The organism is Streptomyces sp. NPDC051976 (assembly GCF_040680795.1).
In the GTDB taxonomy this organism is placed as follows: domain Bacteria; phylum Actinomycetota; class Actinomycetes; order Streptomycetales; family Streptomycetaceae; genus Actinacidiphila.
Map to the genome: position 1 here is coordinate 40,747 of NZ_JBFAXL010000024.1, position 26,999 is coordinate 67,745.

At 72.5% G+C, this 26,999-nt stretch carries 23 protein-coding genes; 6 read left to right on the top strand and 17 right to left on the bottom strand.

The window, feature by feature from the left end:
- Position 1 precedes the first annotated feature (1 nt).
- The 3 genes from AB0M29_RS23250 to AB0M29_RS23260 are packed head-to-tail and all read right to left on the bottom strand — an operon-like array spanning position 2 to position 4,081.
- Complete coding sequence (locus AB0M29_RS23250) at positions 2-397, bottom strand: helix-turn-helix transcriptional regulator (protein ID WP_365385485.1); 396 nt, start codon at positions 395-397, stop codon at positions 2-4.
- 37 nt (positions 398-434) lie between these two features.
- Positions 435-3,251: a molybdopterin cofactor-binding domain-containing protein gene (locus AB0M29_RS23255; protein ID WP_365385487.1), complete on the bottom strand. Its 2,817-nt coding sequence runs from the start codon at positions 3,249-3,251 to the stop codon at positions 435-437.
- A complete protein-coding gene (locus tag AB0M29_RS23260; RefSeq protein WP_365385489.1) occupies positions 3,248-4,081 on the bottom strand; it encodes an FAD binding domain-containing protein in 834 nt (277 codons plus the stop codon). The genes AB0M29_RS23255 and AB0M29_RS23260 overlap by 4 nt, the downstream gene beginning before the upstream one ends.
- 222 nt (positions 4,082-4,303) lie before the next feature.
- Here AB0M29_RS23260 and AB0M29_RS23265 point away from each other — a divergent pair, with 222 nt between their 5' ends.
- The gene (locus AB0M29_RS23265) at positions 4,304-6,010 is read left to right on the top strand and encodes a helix-turn-helix domain-containing protein (protein ID WP_365385491.1); all 1,707 of its coding nucleotides are present in this window, start codon (positions 4,304-4,306) and stop codon (positions 6,008-6,010) included.
- Here the strand turns inward: AB0M29_RS23265 and AB0M29_RS23270 are convergent.
- Positions 5,906-6,313, bottom strand: a complete 408-nt coding sequence (locus AB0M29_RS23270; protein WP_365385493.1) for a TOBE domain-containing protein — start codon at positions 6,311-6,313, stop codon at positions 5,906-5,908. The genes AB0M29_RS23265 and AB0M29_RS23270 overlap by 105 nt on opposite strands.
- A 166-nt stretch (positions 6,314-6,479) precedes the next feature.
- Between AB0M29_RS23270 and AB0M29_RS23275 the strand changes: the two genes are divergently transcribed.
- Positions 6,480-6,746 carry a hypothetical protein gene (locus AB0M29_RS23275; protein ID WP_365385495.1) on the top strand — a complete coding sequence of 89 codons (267 nt, stop codon included), beginning with the start codon at positions 6,480-6,482 and terminating at the stop codon, positions 6,744-6,746.
- 101 nt (positions 6,747-6,847) lie between these two features.
- Here the strand turns inward: AB0M29_RS23275 and AB0M29_RS23280 are convergent, their stop codons facing one another.
- From AB0M29_RS23280 to AB0M29_RS23300, 5 genes are all read right to left on the bottom strand, one after another.
- Complete coding sequence (locus AB0M29_RS23280) at positions 6,848-9,232, bottom strand: glycoside hydrolase family 3 N-terminal domain-containing protein (protein ID WP_365385497.1); 2,385 nt, start codon at positions 9,230-9,232, stop codon at positions 6,848-6,850.
- The gene (locus AB0M29_RS23285) at positions 9,229-10,047 is read right to left on the bottom strand and encodes a carbohydrate ABC transporter permease (protein WP_365385500.1); all 819 of its coding nucleotides are present in this window, start codon (positions 10,045-10,047) and stop codon (positions 9,229-9,231) included. The genes AB0M29_RS23280 and AB0M29_RS23285 overlap by 4 nt, the downstream gene beginning before the upstream one ends.
- Positions 10,047-10,976, bottom strand: a complete 930-nt coding sequence (locus tag AB0M29_RS23290) for a sugar ABC transporter permease (protein ID WP_365385502.1) — start codon at positions 10,974-10,976, stop codon at positions 10,047-10,049. The genes AB0M29_RS23285 and AB0M29_RS23290 overlap by 1 nt, the downstream gene beginning before the upstream one ends.
- Before the next feature lie 14 nt (positions 10,977-10,990).
- Positions 10,991-12,292 (bottom strand): extracellular solute-binding protein, encoded by a 1,302-nt coding sequence (locus tag AB0M29_RS23295; protein ID WP_365385505.1) that lies wholly within the window; start codon positions 12,290-12,292, stop codon positions 10,991-10,993.
- Positions 12,293-12,495: 203 nt separating this feature from the next.
- Positions 12,496-13,830 carry an AlkA N-terminal domain-containing protein gene (locus AB0M29_RS23300; protein ID WP_365385507.1) on the bottom strand — a complete coding sequence of 445 codons (1,335 nt, stop codon included), beginning with the start codon at positions 13,828-13,830 and terminating at the stop codon, positions 12,496-12,498.
- 165 nt (positions 13,831-13,995) lie between these two features.
- Between AB0M29_RS23300 and AB0M29_RS23305 the strand changes: the two genes are divergently transcribed.
- Together AB0M29_RS23305 and AB0M29_RS23310 are read left to right on the top strand one after the other, a co-directional pair.
- Positions 13,996-14,343, top strand: a complete 348-nt coding sequence (locus AB0M29_RS23305; protein WP_365385509.1) for an antibiotic biosynthesis monooxygenase — start codon at positions 13,996-13,998, stop codon at positions 14,341-14,343.
- Positions 14,344-14,495: 152 nt separating this feature from the next.
- Positions 14,496-15,347, top strand: coding sequence for an isocitrate lyase/phosphoenolpyruvate mutase family protein (locus AB0M29_RS23310; protein WP_365385656.1), 852 nt, complete (start codon positions 14,496-14,498; stop codon positions 15,345-15,347).
- Here AB0M29_RS23310 and AB0M29_RS23315 read toward each other — a convergent pair.
- From AB0M29_RS23315 to AB0M29_RS23350, 8 genes are all read right to left on the bottom strand, one after another.
- The gene (locus tag AB0M29_RS23315; protein WP_365385511.1) at positions 15,304-15,855 is read right to left on the bottom strand and encodes a GNAT family N-acetyltransferase; all 552 of its coding nucleotides are present in this window, start codon (positions 15,853-15,855) and stop codon (positions 15,304-15,306) included. The genes AB0M29_RS23310 and AB0M29_RS23315 overlap by 44 nt on opposite strands.
- Positions 15,852-16,886 (bottom strand): PHP domain-containing protein, encoded by a 1,035-nt coding sequence (locus tag AB0M29_RS23320; RefSeq protein WP_365385659.1) that lies wholly within the window; start codon positions 16,884-16,886, stop codon positions 15,852-15,854. The genes AB0M29_RS23315 and AB0M29_RS23320 overlap by 4 nt, the downstream gene beginning before the upstream one ends.
- 103 nt (positions 16,887-16,989) lie before the next feature.
- Positions 16,990-17,559, bottom strand: a complete 570-nt coding sequence (locus AB0M29_RS23325; protein ID WP_365385513.1) for a dihydrofolate reductase family protein — start codon at positions 17,557-17,559, stop codon at positions 16,990-16,992.
- 36 nt (positions 17,560-17,595) lie between these two features.
- Positions 17,596-18,630: a LacI family DNA-binding transcriptional regulator gene (locus tag AB0M29_RS23330; RefSeq protein ID WP_365385515.1), complete on the bottom strand. Its 1,035-nt coding sequence runs from the start codon at positions 18,628-18,630 to the stop codon at positions 17,596-17,598.
- An 82-nt stretch (positions 18,631-18,712) separates the two neighbouring features.
- Positions 18,713-19,807, bottom strand: coding sequence for a rhamnose ABC transporter substrate-binding protein (gene rhaS, locus AB0M29_RS23335; RefSeq protein ID WP_365385517.1), 1,095 nt, complete (start codon positions 19,805-19,807; stop codon positions 18,713-18,715).
- An 11-nt stretch (positions 19,808-19,818) separates the two neighbouring features.
- Complete coding sequence (locus AB0M29_RS23340) at positions 19,819-20,847, bottom strand: ABC transporter permease (RefSeq protein WP_365385518.1); 1,029 nt, start codon at positions 20,845-20,847, stop codon at positions 19,819-19,821.
- On the bottom strand, positions 20,840-21,892 hold the full coding sequence (locus tag AB0M29_RS23345) for an ABC transporter permease (RefSeq protein ID WP_365385519.1): 1,053 nt from the start codon (positions 21,890-21,892) through the stop codon (positions 20,840-20,842). The genes AB0M29_RS23340 and AB0M29_RS23345 overlap by 8 nt, the downstream gene beginning before the upstream one ends.
- A complete protein-coding gene (locus AB0M29_RS23350; RefSeq protein WP_365385521.1) occupies positions 21,889-23,409 on the bottom strand; it encodes a sugar ABC transporter ATP-binding protein in 1,521 nt (506 codons plus the stop codon). The genes AB0M29_RS23345 and AB0M29_RS23350 overlap by 4 nt, the downstream gene beginning before the upstream one ends.
- Positions 23,410-23,660: 251 nt before the next feature.
- Here AB0M29_RS23350 and rhaI point away from each other — a divergent pair, with 251 nt between their 5' ends.
- Positions 23,661-24,830, top strand: coding sequence for an L-rhamnose isomerase (gene rhaI / locus AB0M29_RS23355; protein ID WP_365385523.1), 1,170 nt, complete (start codon positions 23,661-23,663; stop codon positions 24,828-24,830).
- Between the two features lie 113 nt (positions 24,831-24,943).
- Positions 24,944-26,998 (top strand): bifunctional aldolase/short-chain dehydrogenase, encoded by a 2,055-nt coding sequence (locus tag AB0M29_RS23360; protein ID WP_365385526.1) that lies wholly within the window; start codon positions 24,944-24,946, stop codon positions 26,996-26,998.
- Position 26,999 lies beyond the last annotated feature (1 nt).

Here is a 26,999-nt window from a genome sequence, read left to right on the forward strand (position 1 = left end):
CTCAGACGCGGTCGATGTGGACGCTGGTGGACTTCACCCGGGCGGTGGCCTCGACGCCGACCTCGAGGCCGAGTTCCTCGACGGCCTCCCGGGTGAGCAGCGAGACCAGGCGGTGCGGACCGGCCTGGATCTCGACCTGGGCGGCCACGTCGCCGAGTTTCACGGCGGTGACGATGCCGGGGAAGGAGTTGCGGGCGGTGGTGTACGAGGCGTCGTCGTCCCCGCCCGCGGCCTGGGCCAGTTCGACGGAGAACGCGGCCAGGTCACGGCCGTCGATGAGACGGCGGCCCGCGTCGTCCCGGTGGGTGGCGACGCGGCCGCCGTCCGCCCAGCGGCGGGCGGTGTCGGGGCTGACGCCGAGCAGGCGCGCCGCCTGGCCGATCGTGTAGGACTGCATGCCGCCACGATAGGGCCAGTGATCGGCGGGACCGCGCTCACCCGGCGCCGTGCGCACCGCGAGCCCCTCCCCCGCCGTCCTCGCCGCAGGCGCCCTCCACCGCCCGTCGCGCCGTGTCCATGCCCAGCCACACCGTGTCGCGCAGGAACGGCGTCTCGGTGAAGCGCACCCCGGTCGCGTCGCGCAGGGCGTTGGCGAAGGCGGGGGCGACCGGGTTGAACGGGCTCTCGCTCATCGACTTGGCGCCGAGCGGCCCGATCGCGTCGCTGGTCTCCGTGAAGTGCACCTCGGTCCGCGGGACGTCGGCGTAGGCGGGCAGCCGGTACGCGCGGAAGGCGGCCGTGGTCACCTTGCCGTGGTCGTCGACCCGTACCGTCTCGAACAGGGTCGCGCCGAGTGCCTGGGCGACGCCGCCCTCGACCTGGCCGCGGCACTGCATCGGGTTCATCACCTTGCCCGCGTCGGCCCCGTGGACGCTGCGCAGGATCCTGGTCTCCCCGGTGTCCGGGTCGACGGCGACCCGGAACCACTGGGAGTTGAAGGCCACCGAGCGCGGCGAGCCGCCCCAGTGCCCGTCCGCCGTGAGTACGGTCCCGGCGCCGCTCGCGGCCTCGAAGAGCTCCTTGAGGGAGACGAGCCGCCCCTCGCACTCGACGGCGTCGGCGGTGAGCCGCAGCAGGCTGCGCGGGGTGCGGGCGTACTCGGCGGCGAAGGACAGGATCCGCTCGGCCAGCGCGTTCGCCGCCTTCATCACGGCCTTGCCCGCCACGACGGTGCCCGCCGAGCCGAAGGCGCCGGTGTCGTGTCCCACCACGTCGGTGTCGGACTGCCGGATCGCGATCCGGTCCACGGTGGTGCCCAGCGCGCCCGCGGTGATCTGCTGATGGACGGTGGTGGTGCCGTTGCCGAACTCCGCGGTGCCGACGGCGACGTCGTAGCTGCCGTCCTCCAGCAGGGTGACGGTGGCGTCGGCGAAGTGGCCGCCGGGCGGCCCGGTGGCGATGGCCGACATCGCGAAGCCCTGCCCGACCAGCCAGCCCTCGGGCGCCAGTTCGGCGCTGCGGTCGCCGGCCAGCGCGTCACGCACCACCTGGAGGCACTGGTCGAGGCCGTAGCTGGCGATGTGCAGGTCCTCCTCCTCGCCGCAGGGGCCCTCCATGTGGTCGCCGGGCCCGATGACGTTCCTCTCGCGCATCACCAGCGGGTCGATGCCCAGCCGCCGGGCGAGTTCGTCCATCGCCGACTCCAGCGCGAAGGTGACCTGGCCGAGCCCGTAGCCGCGGAACGCCCCGGCGGGCACACCGTTGGTGTAGACGGAGTACGCCTCCACCTTCTTGTGGGGCGCCTTGTACACGCCCATCGACTCGCCCACGCTGTGGAACATCACCGCGGGTCCGTGGTTGCCGTACGCGCCGGTGTTGGCGACCACCCGGAACTGCACCGCGGTCAGCGTGCCGTCGCGCCGGGCGCCGATCTTCACCGTGACCTTGAACGGGTGCCGGGTGGTGGCGCCGAAGAACTGCTCGGCGCGGGTGAACTCCAGCTTGACCGGCCGGTGCAGCCGCAGCGCCGCCAGGACGGCGATGTCCTCGGTGAGCATCTCCTGCTTGCCGCCGAACCCGCCGCCGACCCGGCCCGCGACCACCCGGACCTTCTCCCTCGGCAGGTCGTACAGGTCGCACAGGGCGCGCCGGGTCAGGAACGGCACCTGAGTGCTGGAGCGCACCACGATCCGCTCCCCGCCGCCCTCGCCGTCCTCCCCCGGTTCGACGTCCTCGAAGTAGGCGACGCAGCCGTGCGTCTCCAGGCTGGCGTGCTGGACGCGCTGCGTCCGGAAGGTCTCCTCGTAGACGACGTCGGCCTCGGCGAAGCCCTGCTCCACGCTCCCCATCTCGCCGTGCACCTCGCCGCAGACGTTGTTCTCGGCGCGGACGATGCGCGACTCGGGGCCCTTGCGGTGGATCACCGGTGCGCCCGGCAGCATCGCCAGCTCCGGGTCGAGGACGTACGGCAGCACCTCGTAGTCCACCTCGATCAGCCGGCAGCCCTCCTCGGCGGCCCCCTCGGTGTCGGCGACGACGGCCGCCACGCGCTGGCCGACGAAGCGGACCACGTCGTCGAGCACCCGGGTGTCGTCCGGGTCCTCGGTGGGGTGCTCGTGGCGGGCCGAGGAGTACAGCTTGCCGGGGGCGTCGTGGTGGGTGAACACCGCGTGGACACCGGGCACGCGCAGCGCACGCGAGGTGTCGATGGAGCGGATGCGGGCGTGCGGGTGCGGGGAGCGCAGCAGCTTCATGTGCAGCAGTCCCTCGACGGCGACGTCGAAGGTGTAGCGGGCAGTGCCGGTGACCACCAGCGGTCCCGCGGGCGCGCCGGGACTGCGCCCGACGGCCTGCCCGGCGCCGGGTTCCTCGGCGTGCTTGACCCCGCGCACGGCGTCCTCGATCGCCCGGTAGCCGGTGCACCGGCACAGGTTGCCCTTGAGCGCGCGCGGCAGGTCGGCGAGCTTGTCCTCGTCGAGCGCGGCGGTCGTCATCAGGAATCCGGCGGTGCAGAAGCCGCACTGGAACCCCTGCGCGTCGAGGAAGCGCTGCTGTACGGGGTGCAGCCGGCCGTCGGTCCCGGCCAGTCCCTCGACGGTGGTGACGGCCCGGCCGTCCGCGCGGAACGCCGGGTACAGACAGCTGTGCACGGCCTCGCCGTCGACATGCACGGTGCACGCCCCGCAGTCCCCCGCGTCGCAGCCCTTCTTCACCCCGAACCAGCCCTGGTCCCGCAGGTACGTGCGCAGGCACTGGCCCGGCCGCGGCTCCGCGTCGAAGCTCTCGTCGTTGACGCTGACCCGGAAGCTCATCGCCCGGCCTCCCCTGTGTCGCGGCCGAGTTCGCGGCGGATCTCCTCGGCGAAGGTGTACGTCATGTGCCGCCGCCAGACGGGCAGTCCGTGGATGTCGTCGAAGTACGACGCCTCGCCCGCGGCCTCGTCGAGCGCCGCGCTCAGCCTGCGGGCGTCGGGCAGCAGCGGGAACCACAGCCGGATCGGGCGTACGGTCGCGGCGGTCACGGTCAGCGCGAAGGAGCCGTCGGCCGGGTCCAGCGTCCCGATCAGCAGCGCCCCGGAGCGGCCGAGACCGTAGAGCGACGCCTGCCGGAAGGCGGTACGCCGGGCCAGGGCGGCGGCGGGCAGCCGTACCGAGCGCAGCAGTTCGCCGGTCTCCAGCACATTGCGGCCCGCGCCCGTGACGAAGTCCGCCACCGGCAGGGTGCGGACCGCGCCGGTCTGGGCGCGCAGGGTGCACACACCGTCCAGGGCCGCGGTCAGGGAGATCATCGGACCGGCGGGCAGCGCGTTGCAGAGGTTGCCGCCGACGGTGGCCATGTTCCAGATCTTCCACGAGGCGAGGAAGGCCCGGCAGCACTGCTCGAACAGCGGCCCGGCAGCCCAGCGGCACTTCCCCGGGAACCGGGACAACTCGGCGATCGTGCACGTGGCGGCGATCTCCAGATCGCCTTCGGCGGTCACCCGCAGCGGCTGCCAGCCGGTACGGCTCAGATCGACCAGCCGTCTGATGTGCGGCTGCGGCTCGGAGAAGAGGTAGGTGCCGCCGCCGAGCCAGGCGTCACCCGGCCGCCAGGTCTCCCGGCTGCGTGCGTCGCAGACTTCCACCACCGTGTTCTGATCCACGCTGTCCCACCGTCCTCGGCTGCTCGACCCGCCGATTGAAGCAACCGGCGGCGGGCCGGGACGACTGGTGTGGCACACGGTTTTCCACCAGCCGGGACGATCCCGGCTGGAGGATCCTCCAGTCGGGATATGCCAGGGAAAGGCTTGCATCTACGGTGTGACTACTCGTACTCACCTCGCGGGTGTGAGAAGGACCGGGGAGAAGGACCAAGGGAGCGGCACGTGCGCGTCGGAGAACTGCTCGGCCTCGAGGCCCTCGATCTGCGGTTGCTCAGCGGCGACGCCGGGCAGCTCGCCCGGGAGATCACCGGGGTGACCGCGACCGACCTCGAGGACCCCAGCCGGTTCCTGCAGCGCGGCGAACTGGTCCTCAGCGGGCTGGTCTGGTGGAGCGCCGAGGAGGGCCACCGCAAGGTGGACCGGTTCGTCGAGGCGCTGCGCACGACGGGTGCGGCGGCGCTGCTGGCCGGGGAGGAGACCCACGGCGAGGTGCCGGGCCAGCTCGTCGGCGCGTGCCGCACCCACCGGATCGCCCTGCTGTCGGTGCCCGCGCACATCACCTTCCGCACCATCACCGACGCCGTCTATCTGCGCCGGTGGGGCGATCTGAACCGGCAGCCCGACAGCACCCGGGCGCTGCCGGACAACGTCCGCGGCCAGCTCTCCGCCCTGCTCGCCCGGCAGGCGTCCGTCACCGAGCTGCTGGCCTGCGCCTTCTCCCATCTGGGCGGGGCCGCGGCGTATGTGGTGACCGCCTCCGGGCGCACGCTGGCCGCCACGCCGGACGCCCCGGCGCCGGAGCCGTCGGCGGTCCGCGCCGCGGCGGCCCGCACACCGGCCGCGATGGTGCCGCTGGACCCGTCGGCGTCGCCTTACGACGCTCCCTCGCTCTTCCTGCCCGACCCGGGTATGGCGCCGCCGCGGGTCCTGCACGAGATCGCCGACGTCCTCGCGCAGCGGCTCGCCTCGGCCCGGATCGGCGCCGCGGCACGGCGGCAGGCGGGAGGACGGCTCGCCGCGCTCGTGGCCAGGACCGCGGCCGAACCCGCCGCGGTGGCCGCCGCCCTCGCCGCCTGCGGGCTGCCTACGGACGGGCCCGCGCTGGTGGTGACCGCGCGTGTCGCGGCGCCCGCGGCCCCGGCGGGCCAGTCGGCCGTGGGGGAACGCGACGAGTGGGCCGCGGCGGCGCTGCGCGAGGCCCTGCACAGCGTGGGCGCCGGGCAGTTCGCGGTGGGTGTGGTGGGGGCCGCGGGCGCGGCCGGCGGTGAGGAGGCGGTCGCCGTCGTGGCGGGCGAGTCCTCGGCCGATCCGGCCGGACTCACGGACCGGCTGCGGGAGATCTGGCCGGTGCTGGGCGCGCTCGCCCCGCGGACACCGCTGCACGGCGGCGCCGGCCTCGCGGCCACCGCGGACCCGCAGGCCCTGCGCGCCGGTCTGACGACGGCACGCTACGCGCGGACCTCCGAGGCGTCGGCGCACCCCGACCGCTCCGGTCTGCGCACGGCCGACGACCTCGGCACCCTCGGCGACCTGCTCGACGGCATACCCGCCGAGGTGCGCGCCGCCTTCCACGAACGGGTGCTGGGCGCGCTCACCGCGCAGGACAGCAAGACCCACGGGACGCTCATCACGACGCTGGAGACCTTCCTCGCCCACGACGGGTCCTGGTCGCGCTCGGCAGAGGTGCTGCACGTCCATGTGAACACCGTCCACTACCGCCTGCAGCGGATCGAACAGCTCACCGGGCGGGACCTTTCGCGGCTGGCCGACCGGCTCGATCTGCGGACGGCGCTGCTGTGCCGCCCGGACGCGCGGGAGCGGCCGCTACCGGGGCCGGTCGATATGAACGTTCGTCGACTTCACGCGGGCCGTCGCCTCGACGCCCACCACGAGCCCGAGGTCCTCGACCGCCTCCCGCGTCACCAGTGAGACCAGCCGGTGCGGGCCGGCCTGGATCTCCACCTGCGCCGCGACCTCGTCCATCCGCACGGCGGTGACGATGCCGCGAAACGAGTTGCGCACCGAGGTCTGCGGCTCCGCCCCCTCGTCCCGCCCGGCGGCCCCCCGCGCGCCGCGCGAGGCGGCGAGTCCGGCCAGACTCGCCCCGTCGATCACCCGGTTGCCCGTGCCGTCCCGCTCGGTCAGCAGCCGTCCCGCGTCGGCCCACCGCCGCACCGTCTCACCGCTGACGCCGAGGACACGCGCGGCCTGTCCGATGCTGTACGAGGGCATGCCCGCACTCTAACGACCCGGCCACGGCCCCCTCCCGGGGCGGCGCCGCGCCGCGTCCGCCGCTCCCCGGCCGACCGTGTGCCCGCGCCCGACCGGACCGATCGACCGGCGGTTTCGTGCGACTCTCTAATCGCACATGTATTCGAACATGTGCCAGAATCCCTGCATGCCCCACACCTTCCCCTCCGACCTCGTCCAGGCTCAGCGCGACTGGTACACCGCCTACCGGCAGCTCGCGGACGCCGACGGCACGCAGACGACGGTGCTGCGCCGACGGCTCGTACGGCTCTCGGTCCAGGTGACGGCGCACCCGTACTGGGCCACCATCCCGGCGACCGCCCCCGCGGCCCGTATGGAGCTCAAGGAACTCGCCTGGGCCGACCCGGCGCCCCACCACGACACCCCACCAGGACGGACCGACATGACGGCCTGACCCGACCGCCTCAGCTGACCGCCTGACCCGACCGCCTGACACGCACACGAAAGGCCCGGCCCCCGGCGTGTTCGCCGGGGGCCGGGCCGCCGCGCCGGGCACTACCCGGCGTGGAACTCCGCGTGCAGGCGGCGCGTGTGGTCCACCACGCGCGCCGGGCCGGTGAGCGTCACCGCCGCCACCAGCCGCGGGTCGGTGCTGGACGCGCTCAGCCGCAGCTCCAGCGCCCCGGGCTCGACGATCCTGCGGCCGTCGCGGCCGGTGAAGGACGCCAGGTCGGCCGGGACCGTGCAGCGGACCCGCCGCGACTCGCCCGGCGCCAGCGGCAGCCGCAGATAGCCGACCAGCCGCCGTACCGGCTGCACGACCGAGGCGACCGGGTCGTGCAGATAGAGCTGGACCACCTCCACCCCCTCGCGCTCCCCGGTGTTGCGGACCGTGAAGGCCAGCGCCACCTCGCCGTCCGTCGGCACCGCCGGGTCGTCCACGGTCAGGTCCGACCACGCGAAGGTGGTGTACGTCAGACCGTGGCCGAAGCCGAAGGCCGCGGTGGGGTCGATGTTCGACACCTCGGTCGGCCCGCCGAGCCGGGCGGCGAGATACGTCGACGGCTGCGCCCCCGGTCGCCGCGGCACGCTCACCGGCAGCCGGCCCGAGGGATTGACCCGGCCGCTGATGACGCCCGCGAGCGCCGTCGTGCCCTCCTCGCCGGGGAAGAAGGACTGCACGATCGCCGCCGCCTCGGTCAGCGCCCGGCCCAGTGCGTACGGCCGCCCCGCCAGCAGGGTGACGATCACGGGCGTGCCGGTGTCGAGCAGTGCGTCGAGCAACTCCTGCTGGTTTCCCGGCAGTCGCAGCGACTCCGCGTCGCACCCCTCGCCACTGGTGCCGCGGCCGAAGAGCCCGGCCCGGTCGCCGAGGGCGACCACGACGACCTCCGCGGCGCGCGCCGCCTCGACCGCCGCGGCGATACCGGAGGTGTCACCGCCGTCGATGCCGGTGCCCGCGGCCACGTCGATCCGGCTGGCGGGGAACTCCGCCGCCAACGCCTCCCGCAGGGTGGGCAGTTCGATGCCGGCCGGTGTCTCGGGGTGCTGCTCCCCCACGTGCACGGGGAAGGCGTAGCAGCCCAGTACCGCCTTGGGGGTGTCGGCGTTGGGGCCGACCAGCGCGATCCGGGCGGGGGGCGCCAGCGGCAGGACGCCGTCGTTGGCCAGCAGCACGACGGCCTGCTGGGCGACCCGGCGGGCGATCCGCCGGTTGGCCTCGGTGTCGAGGTCGACGCTGCCGCGCAGCGCGGCGGGGTCGCTCAGGTCGGCGCCGGACAGCGCCCGGGGCAGCGGGTCCCAGTCGGGGTCCAGCAGCCCCAGTTCGGCCTTCTGCACCAGCACGCGCCGTACCGCCCGGTCGACCAGCGCCTCGGGCACCTCACCCGCGGCGACCGCGTCGCGCAGCGGCTGTCCGAAGGTCCGCACCGTGGGCAGCTCCACGTCGACCCCGGCGGCCAGGGCGGCGCCCGCCGCCTCGGCCCAGGTGTCGGCCACGCCGTGCAGGGTCTTGAGGAAGGCGACACCGAAGTAGTCGGCGACCACTGTGCCGGTGAAGCCCCAGGTGTCGCGGAGCAGCCCGGTGAGCAGCCATTCGTCGGCCGCCGAGGGCACCCCGTCGGTGTCGGTGTAGGCGTGCATCACCGAGCGCACACCGCTCTCCCGGACCGCCATCTCGAAGGGCGCCAGCATCACGTCGGCCCGCTCGCGCGCGCCCATGGGCACGGGCGCGAGGTTGCGGCCCGCCCGGGAGGCGGAGTAGCCCGCGAAGTGCTTGAGGGTGGCGACGATCCCGGCGGACTCCAGGCCCTGGATGTACGCGGTGCCGATGGTCCCGACCAGGTACGGGTCCTCGCCGATGGTCTCCTCGACCCGGCCCCAGCGGGCGTCGCGTACGACGTCGAGGACGGGCGCCAGTCCCTGGTGGATGCCGAGCGCGCGCATGTCGCGGCCGATCGCCCGGGACATCGTCCTGATCAGTTCGGGGTCGAAGGTGGCGCCCCACGACAGCGGTACCGGATAGGCGGTGGCGCCCCAGGTGGCGAAGCCCGCCAGGCACTCCTCGTGGGCGACGGCGGGGATGCCGAAGCGGTTGGCGGCGGCGATCGCGGCCTGGGTGCGGGTCAGCGACAGCGCGCCGAGCGCGGGGTCGACCGGTGCGGTGCCGAACGGCCGGGTGAGCTGGCCGAGTCCGTGCGGCAGCAGCGCGTCGAGGTCGACCGGCTCCTCCATCTCGTGCTGGTAGGGGGCGACTTCGCCGCCTCCGTCGGACGCGGCGACCCAGACGCCGAAGAGCTGGGCGATCTTCTCCTCGACGGTCATCGCGGCGATCAGGGCGTCGGCGCGGGTCTGCGCGCCGAGGGCGGGGTCACTCCACACGGGGGTGACGGGATCTGTCCCGGTGACGGGATCTGTCTCTACGGCCACGGTGGCGGTCACTTTCCTCCGACGCCCATGAGCCCCTGGACCAGGGTGCGCCGGGCGAACAGGTAGACGATGAAGATGGGCAGCATCGACAGCACCACCGCGGCCAGCAGGCCGGGGATGTCGATGCCGTGCTCGGTCTGGAAGTTGAACAGGCCGAGGGTGATGACCTTCGACGAGTCGGACTGGGTCAGCACGAGCGGGAAGAGGAAGCCGTTCCACGCCTGGAGCGCGGAGAAGACCACGACGGTGGACAGGCCGCCCTTGGACAGCGGCAGCACCAGTTGGAAGAAGACCCGCGTCGGCGACGCCCCGTCCATCGCCATCGCCTCGTAGAGGTCGGAGGTGATGTCCCGCATCACACCGGTCAGCACCAGGGCGCACACCGGGAGCGAGAAGGCCGCGGTCGGCAGGATCACGCCGATGAGGTTGTCGTAGAGCCCGGCCTTGCTGATGACGTAGAACATCGGCACGATCACGGCCTGCGCCGGGATCGCCAGGCCCAGCAGGAAGAGCCGCAGGACGCCGGTGGTGATCCGGCCGCTGCTGCGCACGATGGCGTACGACAGCGGCGGCACCACCAGCAGCACGATCGCGACGACCGCGAGGGTGACCAGGAGGGTGTTCAGGAAGAAGTGGCCGAAGCCGTTGGAGAAGTCCTGCGTGTAGTTGTGCAGCGTGAGGTGTTTCGGGAAGGCCAGCGGGCCGTTCGCCGCGTAGTCGGAGCGGTTCTGGAGGGTCGCCGCGAGCATCACGTACAGCGGCAGGCCGATCAGGAACAGCCAGACCAGGGACCCGAGTCCGGCGAGGTAGTTGGGACGGCGCTTCATCACAGGCCCTCCGACGAGCTGCGCATCTTGTCGTAGCCGGAGACCTTGACCACGACGAGCGAGATGACCGTGGCGACGAGCACCAGGACCAGGGCGATGGCCGAACCGCCGCCGAAGTCGAAGCTCTTGAACGCCTGCTCGTACATGTAGTAGGCGCTGATGGTGGTGTCGGTGCCCGGGCCGCCCTGGGTCAGGATCAGCACGGTGTCGAACGTGGTCAGGCCGCCCACCACCATGAGGATCATCGAGGTGATCATGGTGTTGCGCAGCTGCGGCAGGGTGATGTGCCAGAACTGCCGTACGGTGCCGGCGCCGTCGATCTCGGCCGCCTGGTAGAGCACCTGCGGGATGGCGCGGGCCGCGCCCTGGTAGATGAGGGTGTGGAACGGCGTGTACTGCCAGGCGCCCACGAAGACCAGCACGCCGATGGCGCTGGCCTGCCTGCCGAACAGGTTGCCGTCCCCGAACAGCCATCTGGCCTGCGCCGGGACACCGAAGTTCGGGTCGAGCAGGGCCCGCCAGAGAATGGACACCGCGGTCGCCGACAGCAGCAGGGGTACGAAGTAGACCGCGGACAGGACGGCGCGGTTGCGCTGGTGGCCGGCCGCCCACACGCCGAGCAGGATGCTCAGCGGGGTCTGGACGGCGACGCCGAGAACGGTGATGAGCACGCTGAGCCACAGGCTCTGGATCATCGTGTGGTCGTGGATCAGCGCCTTCCAGTTGTCCAGGCCGGCGTACTGGGGCGCGCCCAGGCCGTCCCAGCTGGTGAAGGAGAGCACCGCGACCAGGATCAGCGGGACGACGGCGAAGAGCAGGAAGAACAAGGTGGCGGGCGCCGCCCAGACGAAGCCTGGGCGGGCCACGGCGGCGCCGGACCGGCGTGCGGACCGGCGCCTTTCCACCCTGGGGTCAGCAGAGGTGGTCATGTGGGGTTCCCGGTTCAGGACGTGGGCAGGGCCTGCATGGCCTTGATGAATCCGTCGGCGTCGAGCTTGCCGTCGAAGAACTCCTGCACCGCGGTGTGCATGGCCTCACTGGCCTTCTGCGGGTAGGCCTGGTCCCACGAGAGCTGGAACGAGGGCGCCGCCTTGACCAGGTCGTACTGGAACTTCGAGTACACCGGGCTGGCCGCGGTGTCCAGGAAGTTCTGGGTGTTGGTCGTGGTGGGCAGGTTGCCGATGGCCATCTGCGCCTTGACGAACTCGTCGGAGTACTGGAGCTTCAGGAACTGGGCCACCGCGTCCGGGTACTTGGTCTTCTTCAGCACCGAGTAGAAGTTGTTGGTGTTGCCCACGACGTCGTTCGGGTCGCCCTTGCCGCCGCTGACGGTCGGGAAGGAGCTGAAGGCGAGGCCGGTCTTGGCGAAGTCGGGGTTGTCCTGCTGCTGCTGGGAGTAGTACCAGGAGCCCATCAGCTCGAAGCCGGCCTTGCCCTGCGCGACGAGCGCGACCGAACCGCCGTCGGTGTACTTCACCGAGTCGAAGTTGCTGCCGAAGGCGCCCGCGTCGATCAGTTCCTTGAGCTGCGCGAGGGCCTTGCGGCTGTCGGGGCTGTCCCAGGCGGACTTGTCGCCGCCCATGGCCTTCTCGAACAGGCCGGGGCCCGCGATGCGGTCGTACATGTACTCGTACCACATCAGGGTCGGCCACTGGTCGCCGCCGCCGAGCGCGATCGGTGTGATGTGCTTGGCCTTGAGGGCCTTGACCGCGTTGAGCAGGTCGTCCCAGGTCTTGGGCGCGGTGACGCCCGCCTCGGAGAGGACCTTCTGGTTGTTGAAGAGCAGCACGGGCTGGGTGCCGCGCATCGGTATGCCGTAGGACTTGCCGTCCAGGACCGCGCTGTTGAACACGGACGGCAGGAAGCTGGACTTCAGGCTGGGGTTCTTCGCGATGAAGTCGTCCAGCGGGAGCAGGAGTCCGGCCTTGACGAAGGGCGCGATGCTGCCGCCGCCCCAGTTGAAGAAGACGTCCGGGGCCTGCTTGGTGTTGATGATCGTCTGCAGCTTCGTCTGGTAGTCCGCACCGGGGATGGTCTGGAGTACCGCCTTGACCTTCGACGTCTTGTTGAACGTGTCGACGATCTGCTTCTCGACCTTGTTGCTCGCGTCACCGTAGACGAGAACCTTGAAGGTGCCGGAGCCGCTGCCTCCGGAGCTGCTGCCGCCGCAGGCGGCCAGGGACAGACCGAGTGCGAGCGTCACGCCGCCAGCCGCGGCGCGGGAGAGCCATGCGCGCTTCTTCATCGTCCAGCCTTTCGAAAGGTTTCGGCATCTTCGCCGAAATTTGCTGCGCGAGGTGACGCTAGGCTGGGGTGAATGGGAGGGTCAACCCTCGATCATCGGGTTATCAAAGCGTTACGGGCACACATACGTGCAGGGGTGGGCACATCGAAACCAGCGGCGACTGCGCTTCGACAGTTTCGGAGAGGTGAGCGCGTGCGGGATGCTCAGGAGGTTGCGGCGGGCGCCGTGGCCCGAGCGAGCACATGGGTCGCGGCGAGGGCGCGCCAGGGGCGCCAGGCCGTGGCGGTGCGCTCGGCCGAGTCGTGCGCGGCGAGGGGGAAGGCGTCGCGGTGGCCCAAGCGCAGGGCGATGTGGTGGGCGGCGGTGGTTCCGGTGCCGGGGAGGGCGGTGAGGGACGCCACCAGATCGGCGAGCGGGGCGCCGCCGTCGAGGACGACCCGTCCGTCGGCCACCGCGGCGGCGAGGTCCCGGACGGCGGCGGCCGCTTCCGCGGGCAGCGCGGTGCGGTCGGCGGCGGCCAGGACCGCGGCCGAGGGGAAGAGGTGGGTGAGGCCGGGGTCGAGGCCGGGGACGGTCTGGCCGAGGTCGCGTACGAGCGCGGCCATGGTCCGGCGGGTGGCGGCGGGGTCGAGCCACTGGGCGACGACGGCGTGCACGGCCACCTCGAAGGCTCCCCAGGCCCCGGGAGCGCGCAGCCCCGGCCGGGCGGTGACCAGCGGGTCGCCCGCGAGGTGCGCCACGGCCGGCGCGGTGTCCACATCGGTGCCGACCATCCGGGCGGCCCGCTCCACGACGTGGATCAGCCCTTCCCAGTACGGCAGATGGGCCCGCAGCAGCAGATGGTCGGCGCCGCCGAGCCGCACCTCGAGCACGCCCGCGGCGCCGTCGAGGCTGATCGTGCGGCGGTAGACGCCGTCCTCGACGGACTCCACCCCGGGCACCGCCCGCTCGCCGAGGAAGGCGAGCACACCGTCCCAGTCGTAGGGCGCGACGAAGGGCATCCGCATGGTCAGGCCGCCGTCGGCGGTGAGCCGGTCGCCGCGCCGGCGGCGGTCGCGCAGTTCACGGGGCGAGGCGCGGAAGACCGCGCGCATGTCGCGGTTGAACTGCCGCAGGCTGCCGAACCCGGACGCGAACGCCACGTCGGCGACGGTGAGTTCGGAGTCGTCCAGCAGCCGCCGGGCGAAGTGGGCGCGGCGTGAGCGGGCGAGCTGGTCGGGGGTCACGCCCAGGTGGTCGTGGAAGAGCCGGCGCAGATGGCGGGGCGAGACCGCGAGCCGCGCCCCGAGCGCGGCCTCCGTACCCTCGTCCAGCGTGCCGTCGATGATCAGCTGCACCGCCTGGCAGACCAGCTCCGGCGGATCGGCCGCGACCGGCCCCGCGACCCGGTACGGGCGGCAGCGCAGGCAGGCGCGGAACCCCTCCGCCTCCGCCGCGGCGGCCAGTGCGAAGGTGCGGACGTTCTCGGCGAGCGGCTTCGCGCCGCAGCCCGGCCTGCAGTAGATGCCGGTCGTCACCACCGCCGAGTACGTCGTCATCCCTCAGGTATAGAAGATCGGCGGGCGGCGTTCCAGCCACATCCGGACACGTCGCAACCGGCGTTCTGACCGTTTCGGACCGTTGGGGAGGCGCCGGGAGCGGCCGCACACCGTGACGTCCGAATCTGGCCAGACGTGCCGTGCGGCGGCGGCGAGGCTGGGTGCGTGCCGCGGCGCAGGGCCGCGGCACGACCGTCCGACCAGGAGGATCTCCCGTGCTCACCAAGGTGTTTCCCATCAAGCTCAAGCCCGGCATGCAGGCGGAGGCCGAGGCGCTCGTCGAGGAGTTCGCGCCCAAGGGCCCGGGGCAAGGAGCCGGGAACCCTGTCGTTCCGCGTCTACCGGCACCCCGCCAACCCCGACTACCTGCTCTTCGTCGAGCACTTCGCCGACCAGGCGGCGTACGACGCCCACACGGGTTCCGCCGTCTACGCGGAGATGATCGCCGGGCGGTTCGCCGGGATGGTCACGGACTTCGTGGAGCTCGACCACGAACTGCTCGTCGCCCTCTGACCGTTCGGGCGCCAGGGCATCCGGGCGTCATGAGGTTCGGCGCCGCGCCCGGCATGGCGCCGGGCGCGGCGTCGCGCTTCCCCGTACACAACTACCGCACCGGCACCGGCGTACAGAAGTGCCGGGACGTACGAAGAAAGGCTGACGAGATGGTGGAGACGGTCCAGCGGGACAGGGCGGCCCGGTTGCGCGCCCTGCACGCGAGCGGCGTACTGGTGCTGCCGAACGCGTGGGACGCGGGCAGCGCGGTGCTGGTCGCCCACGCGGGCGCGCGGGCGATCGCCACGACCAGCGGCGGCGTGTCCTGGTCGGCGGGCCGGCCGGACGGGCACGGGCTCACCCGCGCCGAGATGGCCGAGCGGGTCCGGTGGATCACGGCGGCGGTGGACGTGCCGGTGACGGCCGATGTCGAGGGCGGTTACGGTCCCGGGGCCGAGGACGTGGCCGACACCGTGGCGGCGGTGGTCGCGGCGGGCGCGGTCGGGGTGAACCTGGAGGACTCGCGGGCGCCCGGCGGCCCGCTCTTCGACGCCACCGACCAGGGGGCGCGGCTGCGGGCGGCCAGGTCCGCGGCGACGGCGGCGGGACTGCCCGATCTGGTGGTCAACGCGCGCACCGACGTCTTCCTCTTCGGCATCGGCGCGCCGGAGGGACGCGCGGCCGACGTGCTGGCGCGCGCCCGGGTCTACGCCGAGGCGGGCGCCGACTGCCTGTTCGTGCCCGGCCTGGTCGACCTCGACGTGGTGGCCGCACTCGTGAAGGACTGCCCGCTGCCGGTCAATGTGATGGCGGGGCCGGGCGCGCCGAGCGTCGAGCGGTTCGCGGCGGCGGGTGTCCGCCGGATCAGCGTCGGCACCGGACTCGCCCAGGCCGCCTACAGCGCCGCCCACCGCGCGGCGAAGGAACTGCTGACCACCGGTACGTACGAGGAACTGGACGGGGCCCTCGACTTCGGGACGGTCAACGCGCTGTTCCCGACCGCCGCGCGTACTCCTCCGCGGTGATCGCGTAGACCCGGACCAGCCGTCCCCTGGCGGGGTCCACCAGCTCGCGGTCGGGGCGCATCCCCAGTTTCACCATGACGCGCTCCGATGCGGCGTTCCCCACCTGGACGAGGCTGATGACGCGTGCGAGACCGCGGTCGGCGATCCCGTAGCGCAGAGCGGCCTCGGCCGCCTCCGTGGCGATCCCGCGGCCCCAGAAGGACCGGCCGAGGCGCCAGCCGATCTCGACGGCGGGCATCACCGCGGGCAGGAAGTGCGGCACCGACAGGCCGGTGAACCCGGCGAGTTCACCGGTCTCACGGATCTCGACCGCGAACAGGCCGAACCGCTCGGCCTCCCACAGCGCTTCCATCGTCGCGATGGCGGCGCGCGTCTGCTCCTCGTCGCGGACCGAGCCGTCGCCTATCCAGCGCATCACCTCGGGGTCCGCGTTGATCGCCGCGAACGGCGCCAGGTCGTCGTCGCGCCAGCGGCGCAGGAGCAGCCGGGGGGTCTCGATCGTGATCATCCGTCCATGGTGCCCGGGGTCTCGCGGGTACGGGTCCAGGTCAGCAGTTCCTCCGCGGTCCAGGTGTTGATGATGCGGTCGGCGGCGATGCCGCCCTGCTCGGCGCGGGCGCAGCCGTAGATCTGCCAGTCGAGCTGGCCCGGGGCGTGGGCGTCGCTGTCGACGGCGAAGAGGGTGCCCGCCTCCAGGGCCAGTGCGAGGAGACGGCGGGGCGGGTCGAGCCGCTTGGGGCTGCTGTTGATCTCGACGGCGGTCCCGGCGGCGGCGCAGGCGGCGAAGACGGTCTCGGCGTCGAAGGTGGACTCGGGCCGCTTCTTGTCACCGATGAGGCGGCCCGTGCAGTGGCCGAGCACGTCGACCAGCGGGTTGGAGACGGCGGCGACCAGCCGGCGGGTGAAGGCGGGGGCGGGCATCCGCAGCTCGGAGTGCGAGGAGGCCACCACGACGTCGAGGCGCTCCAGCAGCTCGTCCTCCTGGTCGAGGGAACCGTCAGGCAGGATGTCGCACTCGATACCGGTGAGCAGGCGGAACGGCGCCAGCCGGGTGTTGAGTTCGGCGACCACGTCGAGCTGCCCGCGCAGCCGCTCCGCGGTGAGCCCGCGGGCGATCCTCAGCCGGGGCGAGTGGTCGGTGAGCACCGCCCACTGGTGCCCGGCGGCGCGGGCGGCCAGCGCCATCGCCTCGATCGGGCTGCCACCGTCCGACCAGTCCGAGTGCAGATGGCAGTCCCCGCGCAACGCCGCCCTGAGCCGCTCGCCGCCCTCGGCCAGCGGTGAGGGCGGCGCCTCCTCCAGCGCGGTCAAATACTCGGGCGCGCGTCCGGCGCAGACCCGGGCGAGGACCTTGCCCGTGGTGCTGCCGATGCCGGGCAGATCGGTGAAGCGGCCGGTGCGCGTACGCCGCTCCCGCTCCTCCTCGGGCAGCGCCGTCAGCACGTCGGCGGCGTGCCGGAACGCCCGGATGCGGTACGTGGGCGCGTCCGCCCGCTCCAGGAGGAACGCGATCCGCTCCAGCGCCTCGACAGGTTCCATGGTCACCGCCGTTCCCGCTCGCCGCCGCGCTCATGCCGCGCTCGCCCGGATGGCTCCGGGCGAGCGGGGTACGGCCGGGTACGGCCGCGACCGGCCACGACGGTCAGTCCGAGCCGACGGGCCCGACGCCGTACGTCAGATACGCGAACTGCCCGACCTGCTCGACGGCGGTGAGCGTCAGCCGGGACGAGGTGATCCGCCGCGGCAGCAGCGGCGCGCCCGCGCCGAGGGTGACGGGGGCGACGCCGAGCACGATCTCGTCGAGCAGCCCCTCGTCGGCGAAGGCGCCGACGAGTGCACCGCCGCCCGCCAGCCAGATGTTGCGGCCACCCGCGGCCTCGGTCATCGCCTGGTGGACCGGGCGGACGTCGCCGCGCACGAAGGTGATCGCCGCGCCGGGCAGCACCGGCAGCTCCCGGTGGGTGAAGACCCAGGCGGGCGTGGCGCCGTACCACTCCTGCCATTTCCCCGGCTGCTCGACGAGCTTCTCGTGCGCCACGATCCACTCGTACGTGGTGGCGCCCATCGCCATCGCGCCGACCTGGGCGAAGAACGGGGCGAACCGGTCCTCGGGGCCCGACTCGACCGCGAACAGCCACTCCAGGCTGTTGTCCTCGTCGGCGATGAAGCCATCGAGCGTGGTGGCGGTGTAGTACTGGCTTCTGGTCGTCATTCCTTCAGCGTGCCACCGGGGTACGACAGCGGCCCCTCAGCGCGCGCCGAGGCTCGATCCGCGCACCACGAGTTCGGGCTGCAGCACCACCTGCCGGTGCTGGTGCCCGCCGGAGTCGCCGTCCGCGCCGCGCCCGCCGGTCTCGTCCATCAGCATCTCCGCCGCCAGCCGCCCCATGGCCGCGGCGGGCTGGCGTACCGAGGTCAGCGGTACGGCGGCGGCCGCGGCGAACTCGATGTCGTCGTAGCCGACGATCGCCATGTCGTCGGGGACGGCGACCCGGGCGGCGAAGACGGCCTGGAGCACGCCCAGGGCCAGCAGGTCGTTGGCGCAGAACACGGCGGTGGGGCGGGGGGCGAGGCCGAGCAGCCGGGCCCCGGCGTCGCGCCCGGCGGGGACGTCCAGCCGGTCGGCGGAGACCTCGGTCAGCGCCTGCGGAGGCAGCCCCGCCTCGGCCAGTGCGGCGAGCGCCCCGGCCCGCCGGTCGCGCACCTGCGGCAGTTCCGGCGGGCCGCCGACGTAGACGATCGAGCGGTGCCCCGCGGCGATCAGGTGCTGTGCGGCGAGTCTGCCGCCGACCACGTCGTCGACCGAGACCGAGCAGACCTCGGGGTCGGCCGAGACCCGGTCCACCAGGACGAAGGGGATGCCCTGGCGGCGCAGCGCGTCGAGCGAGCGGCCGGTCGGGTCGGCGGGGGTGACCAGCACGCCGCGCACCCGCTGCTCGGCGAAGAGCGACAGGTACTCGACCTCCTCGCTGGTGCTCTGCGCGCTGTTGCAGACCATCACCCCCAGGCCCGCCTTCCTGGCCGCGCGCTCGGCGCCGCTGGCCACGTCGACGAAGAACGGGTTGCCCATGTCGAGGACGAGGAGCGCCACGATACGGCTGGCGCCGGCCCGCAGCTGGCGGGCGGACTCGCTGCGGATGTAGCCGAGCCGGGCGATCACCGACTGGACGCGGGTCCTGGTCTCCTCGGACACCAGGTCGGGCCGGTTGATGACGTTGGAGACCGTACCGACCGAGACGCCGGCCTGCCGTGCCACGTCCTTGATGCCCACCATGGACCCCACCGCTCCGTCCCGCCCGCCGCCGGCCGGGCCTCTCCACGCAGTGAACCTATTCAATCACCGCGCGTCCGGCGCGGAACCGGACTCAGAAGTCGAACTGGCCGATATTGGACTTGTCGAACACCGTGGGCTTGCCGAGCACCACCACACTGTCCGCACCGATGGTGAAGGTGCCCAGGTCACCGGCGGTGTAGGTCTGCCCGGGAGCGCCGCTGATCTGGCCGGACGCGAGCGCCACGGCGGTGTACCCGGCGAGCGCGCCGAGCTTGGCCGGGTCCCACAGCTCGAACGCCTTGACCGTGCCGTTGGTGACGTAGGCGCGCATGTCGTTGGGCGTGCCGAGGCCGGTGAGCTGGACCTTGCCCTTGTACTTGGAGCCGGACAGGTACTGGGCGGCGGCCTTGATGCCGACGGTGGTCGGGGAGATGATCCCCTTCAGGTTCGGGTACTGCTGGAGCAGACCTTGTGTCTGCTGGAACGACGTCTGCGCGTCGTCGTTGCCGTAGGCGACCTTCACCAGCTGGATGTCCTTGTACTGCGGCTTCTTGAGCTCGTCCTTCATGAAGCCGATCCAGGTGTTCTGGTTGGTGGCGGTCTGGGCCGCCGACAGGATCGCGATCTGGCCCTTGCCGCCGATCTGCTGGGCCATCAGCTGCACCTCGGTACGGCCGAGGTCCTCGGAGCTGGCCTGGGAGACGAAGACGTCACGGCAGCCGGCGTTGGTGTCGGAGTCGTACGTGACGACCTTGACGCCGCCTCGGCGGGCCTGGTTGAGCGCGGTGCACATCGCGCCGGGGTCCTGCGCGGAGACCGCGATGGCGTTGACCCGCTGCTGGGTGAGAGTGTTGACGTAGGAGACCTGGCCCGCGGTGTCGGTACCGCTGCTGGTGCCGACCTCCTTGTACTTCTCCCCCAGCGCCTCGACGGCCTTCTTGCCGCCGGTGTCGGAGATGGTGAAGTACGGGTTGTTGACCTGCTTGGGCAGGTAGGCGACGGTGAGGCCCTTCTTGGTGGGCGCGCCGGGGTTCGCGGACGCCGACGGCTTGGGCCCGCCGCCGCTTCCGGCGTTGTCGGTGGAGTTCTTGGTGGTCCCGCCGCAGGCTGCGGCGCCGAGCGCGACAAGGCCGGCGACGGCGACCGCGGCCACGACGCGGTGGGCGGGGGCGGTTCTCACGGACATGAGGGTTCCTCTCAGAGGGTGGCGAGGGCCGCGGGCGGCGGGGCGTCGGCCGCCGCGCGGCGCGCTCTGGCCCGGCTGATCTGCCGGGCCACCCGGGGGGCGAGTACGGAGATCACCAGCAGGACGCCGGTGACCACGGTCTGGGACTGGGCGGAGACGTTGACCAGGCTCATGACGTTCTGCAGGGCGCCGAGCAGGAAGACCCCGGCGAGCGCGCCGCCGAGGGTGCCCCTGCCGCCGTCGAAGTCGATGCCGCCGAGCAGCACCGCGGCGATGACGGACAGCTCCAGGCCGGTGGCGTTGTCGTAGCGGGCGCTGGCGTAGTGCAGGGTCCAGAAGACCCCGGTGAGCGCCGAGACCGTGCCGGTCGCCACGAACATCGACAGCTTCAGGCGCTTGGTCCGGATCCCGGCGAAGCGCGCGGCCTCCTGCGAGGCGCCGACGGCGAAGAGCGACCGGCCCACCGGGGTGGCGTGCAGCACGATCACGGCGATCAGCGCCAGCACCGCCCAGGGGACGGCGGCCTGCGGGACGAAGGTGTTCCCGATCCGGCCGGAGCCGAAGTCGAGGTACTGCTGCGGGAAGTCGGTGACCGAGTCGGAGCCGAGCACGATCTGCGCGATGCCCCGGTAGGCGGCGAGCGTGCCGATGGTGACGGCGAGCGAGGGCAGTCCGAGGCGGGTGACGAGCAGGCCGTTGACCAGTCCGCAGACCACGCCGAGCAGGACGCACAGCGGGATGATCGTCTCGATCGCCATGCCGCCGTTCCAGAGCCTGCCCATCACGGCGCCCGCCAGGCCGGCGGTGGAGCCGACGGACAGGTCGATCTCGCCGGAGACGACCAGCAGGGTCATCGGCAGCGCGATCAGGGCGATCGGCAGGGTGTTGCCGATCAGGAAGGACAGGTTCAGCGCGTTGCCGAAGTTGTCCACCAGGGAGAAGGAGCACACCAGCAGCACGACGAGCAGCGCGCCGACGACGGTGTCCCAGCGCAGGGCGTCCCGCAGCAGTGTGGCCGAACGGGCGGAGGTGTCAGTCATGGTGGGCGCTCCTTGTCTGTGCGGCCCGCCTGCGCAGCAGCGCGGCGACCCGCAGCGCCACCACCCGGTCCACCGCGATGGCGAGCAGCAGCAGGACACCGTCGATGGCCTGCACCCATACGGAGCTGACGCCGATGGAGGGCAGCACGCTGTTGATCGAGGTGAGCAGCAGTGCGCCGAGCGCGGCGCCGTAGAGGCTGCCGGAACCGCCGGTGAAGGCGACGCCGCCGACCACCACGGCGCTGACGACGGTGAGTTCGTAGCCGGAGCCGGTGCCGGAGTCGACGTTGCCGAACCGGGCGAGGTACAGCGCTCCGGCGAGGCCCGCGAGCGCGCCGCAGGTGACGTACGCGGCCAGGATCCGCTTGCGGACCGGGATTCCGGCCAGCCGGGCGGCCTCAGGGCTGGAGCCGAGCGCGTACAGGTCCCGACCGCTGCGGTAGCTGCGCAGGCAGTAGGCGGCGCAGACCAGCACCGCGGCGGTGAGCAGGGCGAGATACGGGACGGCGCCGAGGCCGTCATGGCCGAAGGTGGTGAAGCCGGACGGCAGGTCGGCCGCGGTGATCTGGCGCGACCCGGTCCACAGCGAGTCCACGCCGCGGATGATGTAGAGGGTGCCGAGGGTGACGACCAGCGCGGGCACCTGGCCGAGGCTGACGAGCAGTCCGTTGACGATGCCGAGGCCCGCGCCGAGGGCGACCGCGAGCAGCACCGCGACCAGCGCGTTGCCGCCGCCCTGGAGGTAGTCGCCGGCGGCGAAGGCGGTGATGCCGAGGACCGAGCCGACCGACAGGTCGACATTGCGGGTGATCACCACCATCGCCTGGCCGCAGGCGACCAGGACCAGGATGGTGGCGTTGAGCAGCAGGTCCTTGATGCCCTGCTCCGACAGGAAGGCGCTGTTGTCGAGCTGGGTGGCGGTCAGCATGGCCACCAGCACGGCGGCGATGGCCAGTTCACGGACCTTCAGCACCCGGTCGAGGAACCCGGCGGTCGGGGGTGCCTGCGGGACGGCGGCGGGCGCGGGTTTGGCGGTCATCGTCATGCCGCGCTCCGCCCGCGGCCGGTGGCGGCGGCCATCACCGCTTCCTCGGTGGCCTCCTCGCGGGGGATGTCCGCGGCCAGCCGCCCTTCGTGCATCACCAGGACGCGGTCGGCCATGCCGAGGATCTCCGGCAGGTCGGAGGAGATCATCAGCACCGCGAGGCCGTCGGCGGCGAGTTGGGAGAGCAGCCGGTGGACCTCGGCCTTGGTGCCGACGTCGATCCCGCGGGTCGGTTCGTCCACGATCAGCACCCGGGGGTCGGTGGCCAGCCACTTGGCGAGCACCACCTTCTGCTGGTTGCCGCCGGACAGGGTGGAGACGAGGTCGCCGAGCCGGGCGTACTTCACCTGGAGGCGCACCGCCCAGTCGACGGCGCGGCTGCGTTCCGCGGCGCGGTCCATCAGCCCGGCCCTGGTGGTCGCGCGCAGCCCGGTGAGGTTGATGTTGCGCTCCACCGACATCTCCATCACCAGGCCCTGCGCGCGCCGGTCCTCGGGGACGAGGGCGAGTCCCGCGGCCATCGCCACGCTGGGCGCGCCGGGGCGCAGCGGGCGCCCGTCCACCTCGACCTCGCCCGCGTCCCAGCGGTCGACGCCGAAGACGGCACGGGCGACCTCGCTGCGTCCCGCGCCGACGAGCCCGGCGAGCCCCACGATCTCGCCGTGCCTGACGTCGAACGAGACGTCGGTGAAGACGCCTTCGCGGGTCAGCCGCCGGACGCTGAGGGCGATGTCGCCGGTCGCCGCGTCCTGCTTGGGGTACAGCTCGCCGAGGTCGCGGCCGACCATCCGGCGCACCAGGTCGTCCTCGGTCAGCCCGGCGACCGGCTCACTGGCGATCCAGGCGCCGTCCCGCAGGGTGGTGACGCGCTGGCAGAGGGCGAAGACCTCCTCCAGCCGGTGCGAGATGAACAGCACCGCGGCGCCGTCCTCACGCAGCGCGCGCACCACGCCGAACAGCCGTGCGACCTCGCTGCCGGTCAGCGCCGCGGTGGGCTCGTCCATGATGAGCACCCGGGCGTCGAAGGAGAGCGCCTTGGCGATCTCCACCAACTGCTGGTCGGCGATGGACAGTCCGCGGGCGGGCTGGTCGGGGTCGAGGTCGACGCCGAGCCGGCGGAAGAGCGCGGCGGTGGCCTGCCGTACGGCCTTGTGGTCCACCCGGCCGAGCGAGCGGCGCGGCTGGCGGCCCACGTAGATGTTCTCGGCGACCGAGAGGTCGGGGAAGAGCGTCGGCTCCTGGTAGATGACGGCCACTCCCGCGTCGCGGGCGTCGGCCGGGCCGTGGAACACCACGGGGGCGCCGTCGAGCAGGACGGTGCCGCTGTCCGGCCGGTGCACTCCGGCGAGCGCCTTGATCAGCGTCGACTTCCCGGCGCCGTTCTCACCCGCCAGGGCATGGGCCTCGCCCGCGTACAGCCTCAGGCTCACATCGCGCAGCGCCCGTACCGCGCCGAAGGACTTGCTCACCCCCTCCAGCGCGAGGACCGGAGTCCGTTCCGGTGCGGGGTCGGTCATGGTGTCTCCTGGGTTTCCCGGTCGTGTGCCATGGGTCGTGTGCCAGGGATGGCGAGCGAACGGTCACCTCGGTGCCGTCGATCGGTGAATTGTTTCAATCGAGTTGCCGGGACCGTAGCCCCGGTCCATTCAGGGCGTCAAGACTTCACCGCCCGACCTTTGGCGGAACCTTTCCCCGCTCAGGAGTCATTGACACAGGTCAGCGCCACCCCTAGGGTGACCGCTAAATGAAACGATTCACAGAGGTTGCCATGACAGACCGGTCGGCCGCGGTGAAGGCGGCGCTGAAGTCCCAGCGGATCGAGACGCCGTCGTGGGCGTACGGCAACTCGGGCACCCGTTTCAAGGTGTTCCGGCAGCAGGGTGTGCCCCGTGACCCGTACGAGAAGCTGGACGACGCGGCCCGGGTGCACGCGGCGACCGGTGTCGCGCCCGTGGTGTCGCTGCACATCCCGTGGGACCGGGTCGGCGACTACGCGGCGCTGGCGAAGTACGCGCGGGACCGCGGTCTGGCGCTGGGGGCCATCAACGCCAACGTCTTCCAGGACGACGACTACAAGCTCGGGTCGGTCACCCACGCCGACAGCGCGGTACGCCGCAAGGCGGTCGGCCATCTGCTGGAGTGCGTCGACATCATGGACGCCACCGGCTCGCGCGACCTGAAGCTGTGGTTCGCCGACGGCACCAACTACCCGGGCCAGGACGACATCACCGCCCGCCAGGACCGGCTGGCGCAGGCGCTGGCCGAGGTCTACGAGCGGCTCGGCGACGACCAGCGGATGCTGCTGGAGTACAAGCTCTTCGAACCGGCCTTCTACACCACCGACGTGCCGGACTGGGGCACCTCCTACGCCCACTGCCTGAAACTCGGACCGAAGGCGCGGGTGGTGGTCGACACCGGGCACCACGCGCCCGGCACCAACATCGAGTTCATCGTCGCCTTCCTGCTGCGCGAGGGAAAGCTCGGCGGGTTCGACTTCAACTCCCGCTTCTACGCCGACGACGACCTGATGGTCGGCTCCGCGGACCCGTTCCAGCTCTTCCGGATCATGCACGAGGTCGTCAAGAACGGCGGCCTGGCACCGGAGACGGGCGTGGCCTTCATGCTCGACCAGTGCCACAACATCGAGGCGAAGATCCCCGCGATCATCCGCTCGGTGATGAACGTGCAGGAGGCCACCGCCAAGGCGCTGCTCGTCGACGCCGCCGCGCTGACCGCCGCCCAGCGCTCCGGCGACGTACTCGGCGCCAACGGTGTGCTGATGGACGCCTACAACACCGACGTCCGCCCGCTGCTCGCCGAGATCCGCCAGGAGATGGGCCTGCACCCCGACCCCATGGCCGCCTACCGGGCCACCGGGCACGCCGAGCGGATCGCCGCGGAGCGGGTGGGTGGCACCCAGGCGGGCTGGGGCGCCTAGGCCGCACCCGCTTCCGCTGCCGTCCCACCTGTCCGCGCCCGTTCGTCCGCGCCCTCCGTCCGCGCCCGTCCGATCGTCCGTGCCCGCCGCCGTACCGCAAAGGACCCGCACTCATGGCTTCCGTCCCCCGCCCCGACGCCGAGACGGTCGGCGCGCTGCTGGAGCGCTCGCACCGGCTCGGTTCCGACCCCCGCAACACCAACTACGCGGGCGGCAACACCTCCGCGAAGGGCGTCGCCACCGACCCGGTCACCGGCGCCGGCACCGAGCTGATGTGGGTGAAGGGCTCGGGCGGCGACCTGGGCACCCTCACCGGGCCCGGGCTCGCCGTGCTGCGGCTCGACCGGCTGCGGGCGCTCGCCGAGGTGTATCCGGGGGTCGCGCGGGAGGACGAGATGGTCGCCGCGTTCGACTACTGCCTGCACGGCAGGGGCGGCGCGGCCCCGTCCATCGACACCGCGATGCACGGCCTGGTCGACGCCGCGCACGTCGACCATCTGCACCCGGACTCCGGTATCGCGCTGGCCTGCGCCGCCGACGGCGAGGCGCTCACCAAGGAGTGCTTCGGCGACCGGGTCGTCTGGGTGCCGTGGCGCCGCCCCGGCTTCCAGCTCGGCCTGGACATCGCCGCCGCCAAGCGCGCCAACCCGCGTGCGGTGGGGTGCGTGCTCGGCGGGCACGGCATCACGGCGTGGGGCGACACCTCCGAGGAGTGCGAGCGCAACTCGCTCTACGTCATCCGCACCGCCGAGACCTTCCTGCGGCAGCGCGGCAAGGCCGACCCGTTCGGCGCGGCGCTGCCGGGCCGCGAGCCGCTGCCCGAGGAGCTGCGCCGCGAGCGCGCCGCCGCGCTCGCCCCGGTGCTGCGCGCCCTCGCCTCCCAGGACCGGCCCCAGGTGGGCCACTTCACCGACTCACCCGCCGTCCTGGACTTCCTCTCCCGCGCCGAGCACCCGCGGCTGGTCGCGCTCGGCACCTCGTGTCCCGACCACTTCCTGCGCACCAAGGTGCGCCCGATGCTGCTCGACCTGCCCGCCGACGTGCCGCTGGAACAGGCGGTGGCGCGGCTGCGGGAACTGCACACCGCCTACCGCGCGGAGTACGCCGCCTACTACGAACGGCACGCCACGCCCGGCTCCCCCGCCATGCGCGGCGCCGATCCGGCGGTCGTCCTCGTCCCGGGCGTCGGGATGTTCAGCTACGGCAGGGACAAGCAGACCGCCCGGGTCGCCGGGGAGTTCTACGTCAACGCGATCAACGTGATGCGCGGCGCCGAGGCGGTCTCGTCGTACCGGCCGATCGAGGAAGCCGAGAAGTTCCGGATCGAGTACTGGGAGCTCGAGGAGGCCAAGCTGCGGCGGATGCCGCCGCCCAGGCCGCTGGCGACCCGGATCGCGCTGGTCACCGGCGCCGCCTCCGGTATCGGGAAGGCCATCGCGCACCGGCTGGCGGCGGCGGGCGCCTGCGTGGTGGTGGCCGACCGGGACGTGCCCGCAGCCGAGGGCGTCGCCCGTGAACTGGGCGGCCCCGACACGGCGGTTGCCGTCGGCGTCGACGTCACCTCCGAGCGGCAGATCGCCGCGGCCTTCGACGCGGCGCTGCTGGCTTTCGGCGGCGTCGACCTGGTGGTGAACAACGCGGGCATCTCGCTGTCGCGGCCGCTGCTGGAGACCACCGCCGATGACTGGGACCTGCAGCACTCCGTGATGGCCCGCGGCTCCTTCCTGGTCTCCCGGGAGGCGGCCCGCGTCATGACCGCGCAGGGCCTCGGCGGCGACATCGTCTACATCGCCTCCAAGAACGCGGTCTTCGCCGGGCCGAACAATGTCGCCTACTCCGCGACCAAAGCCGACCAGGCACACCAAGTGCGGCTGCTCGCCGCCGAGTTGGGCGAGCACCAGATCCGCGTCAACGGCGTCAACCCCGACGGGGTCGTACGCGGCTCCGGCATCTTCGCCGGCGGCTGGGGCGCGCAGCGCGCGGCGACGTACGGCATCGAGGAGGAGCGGCTCGGAGAGTTCTACGCTGCGCGCACGCTTCTCAAACGGGAGGTGCTCCCCGAACACGTCGCTGCCGCCGTCTTCGCCCTCACCGGCGGCGACCTCACCCACACCACCGGGCTCCTCATCCCCGTCGACGCGGGCGTCGCGGCCGCCTTCCTGCGCTGAA

Bases quoted from the DNA above. Each gene is read 5' to 3' on its own strand.
- AB0M29_RS23250 (WP_365385485.1), bottom strand. From the start codon at position 397: ATGCAGTCCTACACGATCGGCCAGGCGGCGCGCCTGCTCGGCGTCAGC.
- AB0M29_RS23295 (WP_365385505.1), bottom strand. From the start codon at position 12,292: ATGAAGAAGCGCGCATGGCTCTCCCGCGCCGCGGCTGGCGGCGTGACG.
- AB0M29_RS23360 (WP_365385526.1), top strand. From the start codon at position 24,944: ATGGCTTCCGTCCCCCGCCCCGACGCCGAGACGGTCGGCGCGCTGCTG.
- AB0M29_RS23255 (WP_365385487.1), bottom strand. From the start codon at position 3,251: ATGAGCTTCCGGGTCAGCGTCAACGACGAGAGCTTCGACGCGGAGCCG.
- AB0M29_RS23270 (WP_365385493.1), bottom strand. From the start codon at position 6,313: ATGCCCTCGTACAGCATCGGACAGGCCGCGCGTGTCCTCGGCGTCAGC.
- rhaS (WP_365385517.1), bottom strand. From the start codon at position 19,807: ATGTCCGTGAGAACCGCCCCCGCCCACCGCGTCGTGGCCGCGGTCGCC.
- AB0M29_RS23350 (WP_365385521.1), bottom strand. From the start codon at position 23,409: ATGACCGACCCCGCACCGGAACGGACTCCGGTCCTCGCGCTGGAGGGG.
- AB0M29_RS23300 (WP_365385507.1), bottom strand. From the start codon at position 13,830: ATGACGACGTACTCGGCGGTGGTGACGACCGGCATCTACTGCAGGCCG.
- AB0M29_RS23275 (WP_365385495.1), top strand. From the start codon at position 6,480: ATGCCCCACACCTTCCCCTCCGACCTCGTCCAGGCTCAGCGCGACTGG.
- AB0M29_RS23325 (WP_365385513.1), bottom strand. From the start codon at position 17,559: ATGACGACCAGAAGCCAGTACTACACCGCCACCACGCTCGATGGCTTC.
- AB0M29_RS23285 (WP_365385500.1), bottom strand. From the start codon at position 10,047: ATGAAGCGCCGTCCCAACTACCTCGCCGGACTCGGGTCCCTGGTCTGG.
- AB0M29_RS23345 (WP_365385519.1), bottom strand. From the start codon at position 21,892: ATGACGATGACCGCCAAACCCGCGCCCGCCGCCGTCCCGCAGGCACCC.
- rhaI (WP_365385523.1), top strand. From the start codon at position 23,661: ATGACAGACCGGTCGGCCGCGGTGAAGGCGGCGCTGAAGTCCCAGCGG.
- AB0M29_RS23320 (WP_365385659.1), bottom strand. From the start codon at position 16,886: ATGGAACCTGTCGAGGCGCTGGAGCGGATCGCGTTCCTCCTGGAGCGG.
- AB0M29_RS23340 (WP_365385518.1), bottom strand. From the start codon at position 20,847: ATGACTGACACCTCCGCCCGTTCGGCCACACTGCTGCGGGACGCCCTG.
- AB0M29_RS23315 (WP_365385511.1), bottom strand. From the start codon at position 15,855: ATGATCACGATCGAGACCCCCCGGCTGCTCCTGCGCCGCTGGCGCGAC.
- AB0M29_RS23290 (WP_365385502.1), bottom strand. From the start codon at position 10,976: ATGACCACCTCTGCTGACCCCAGGGTGGAAAGGCGCCGGTCCGCACGC.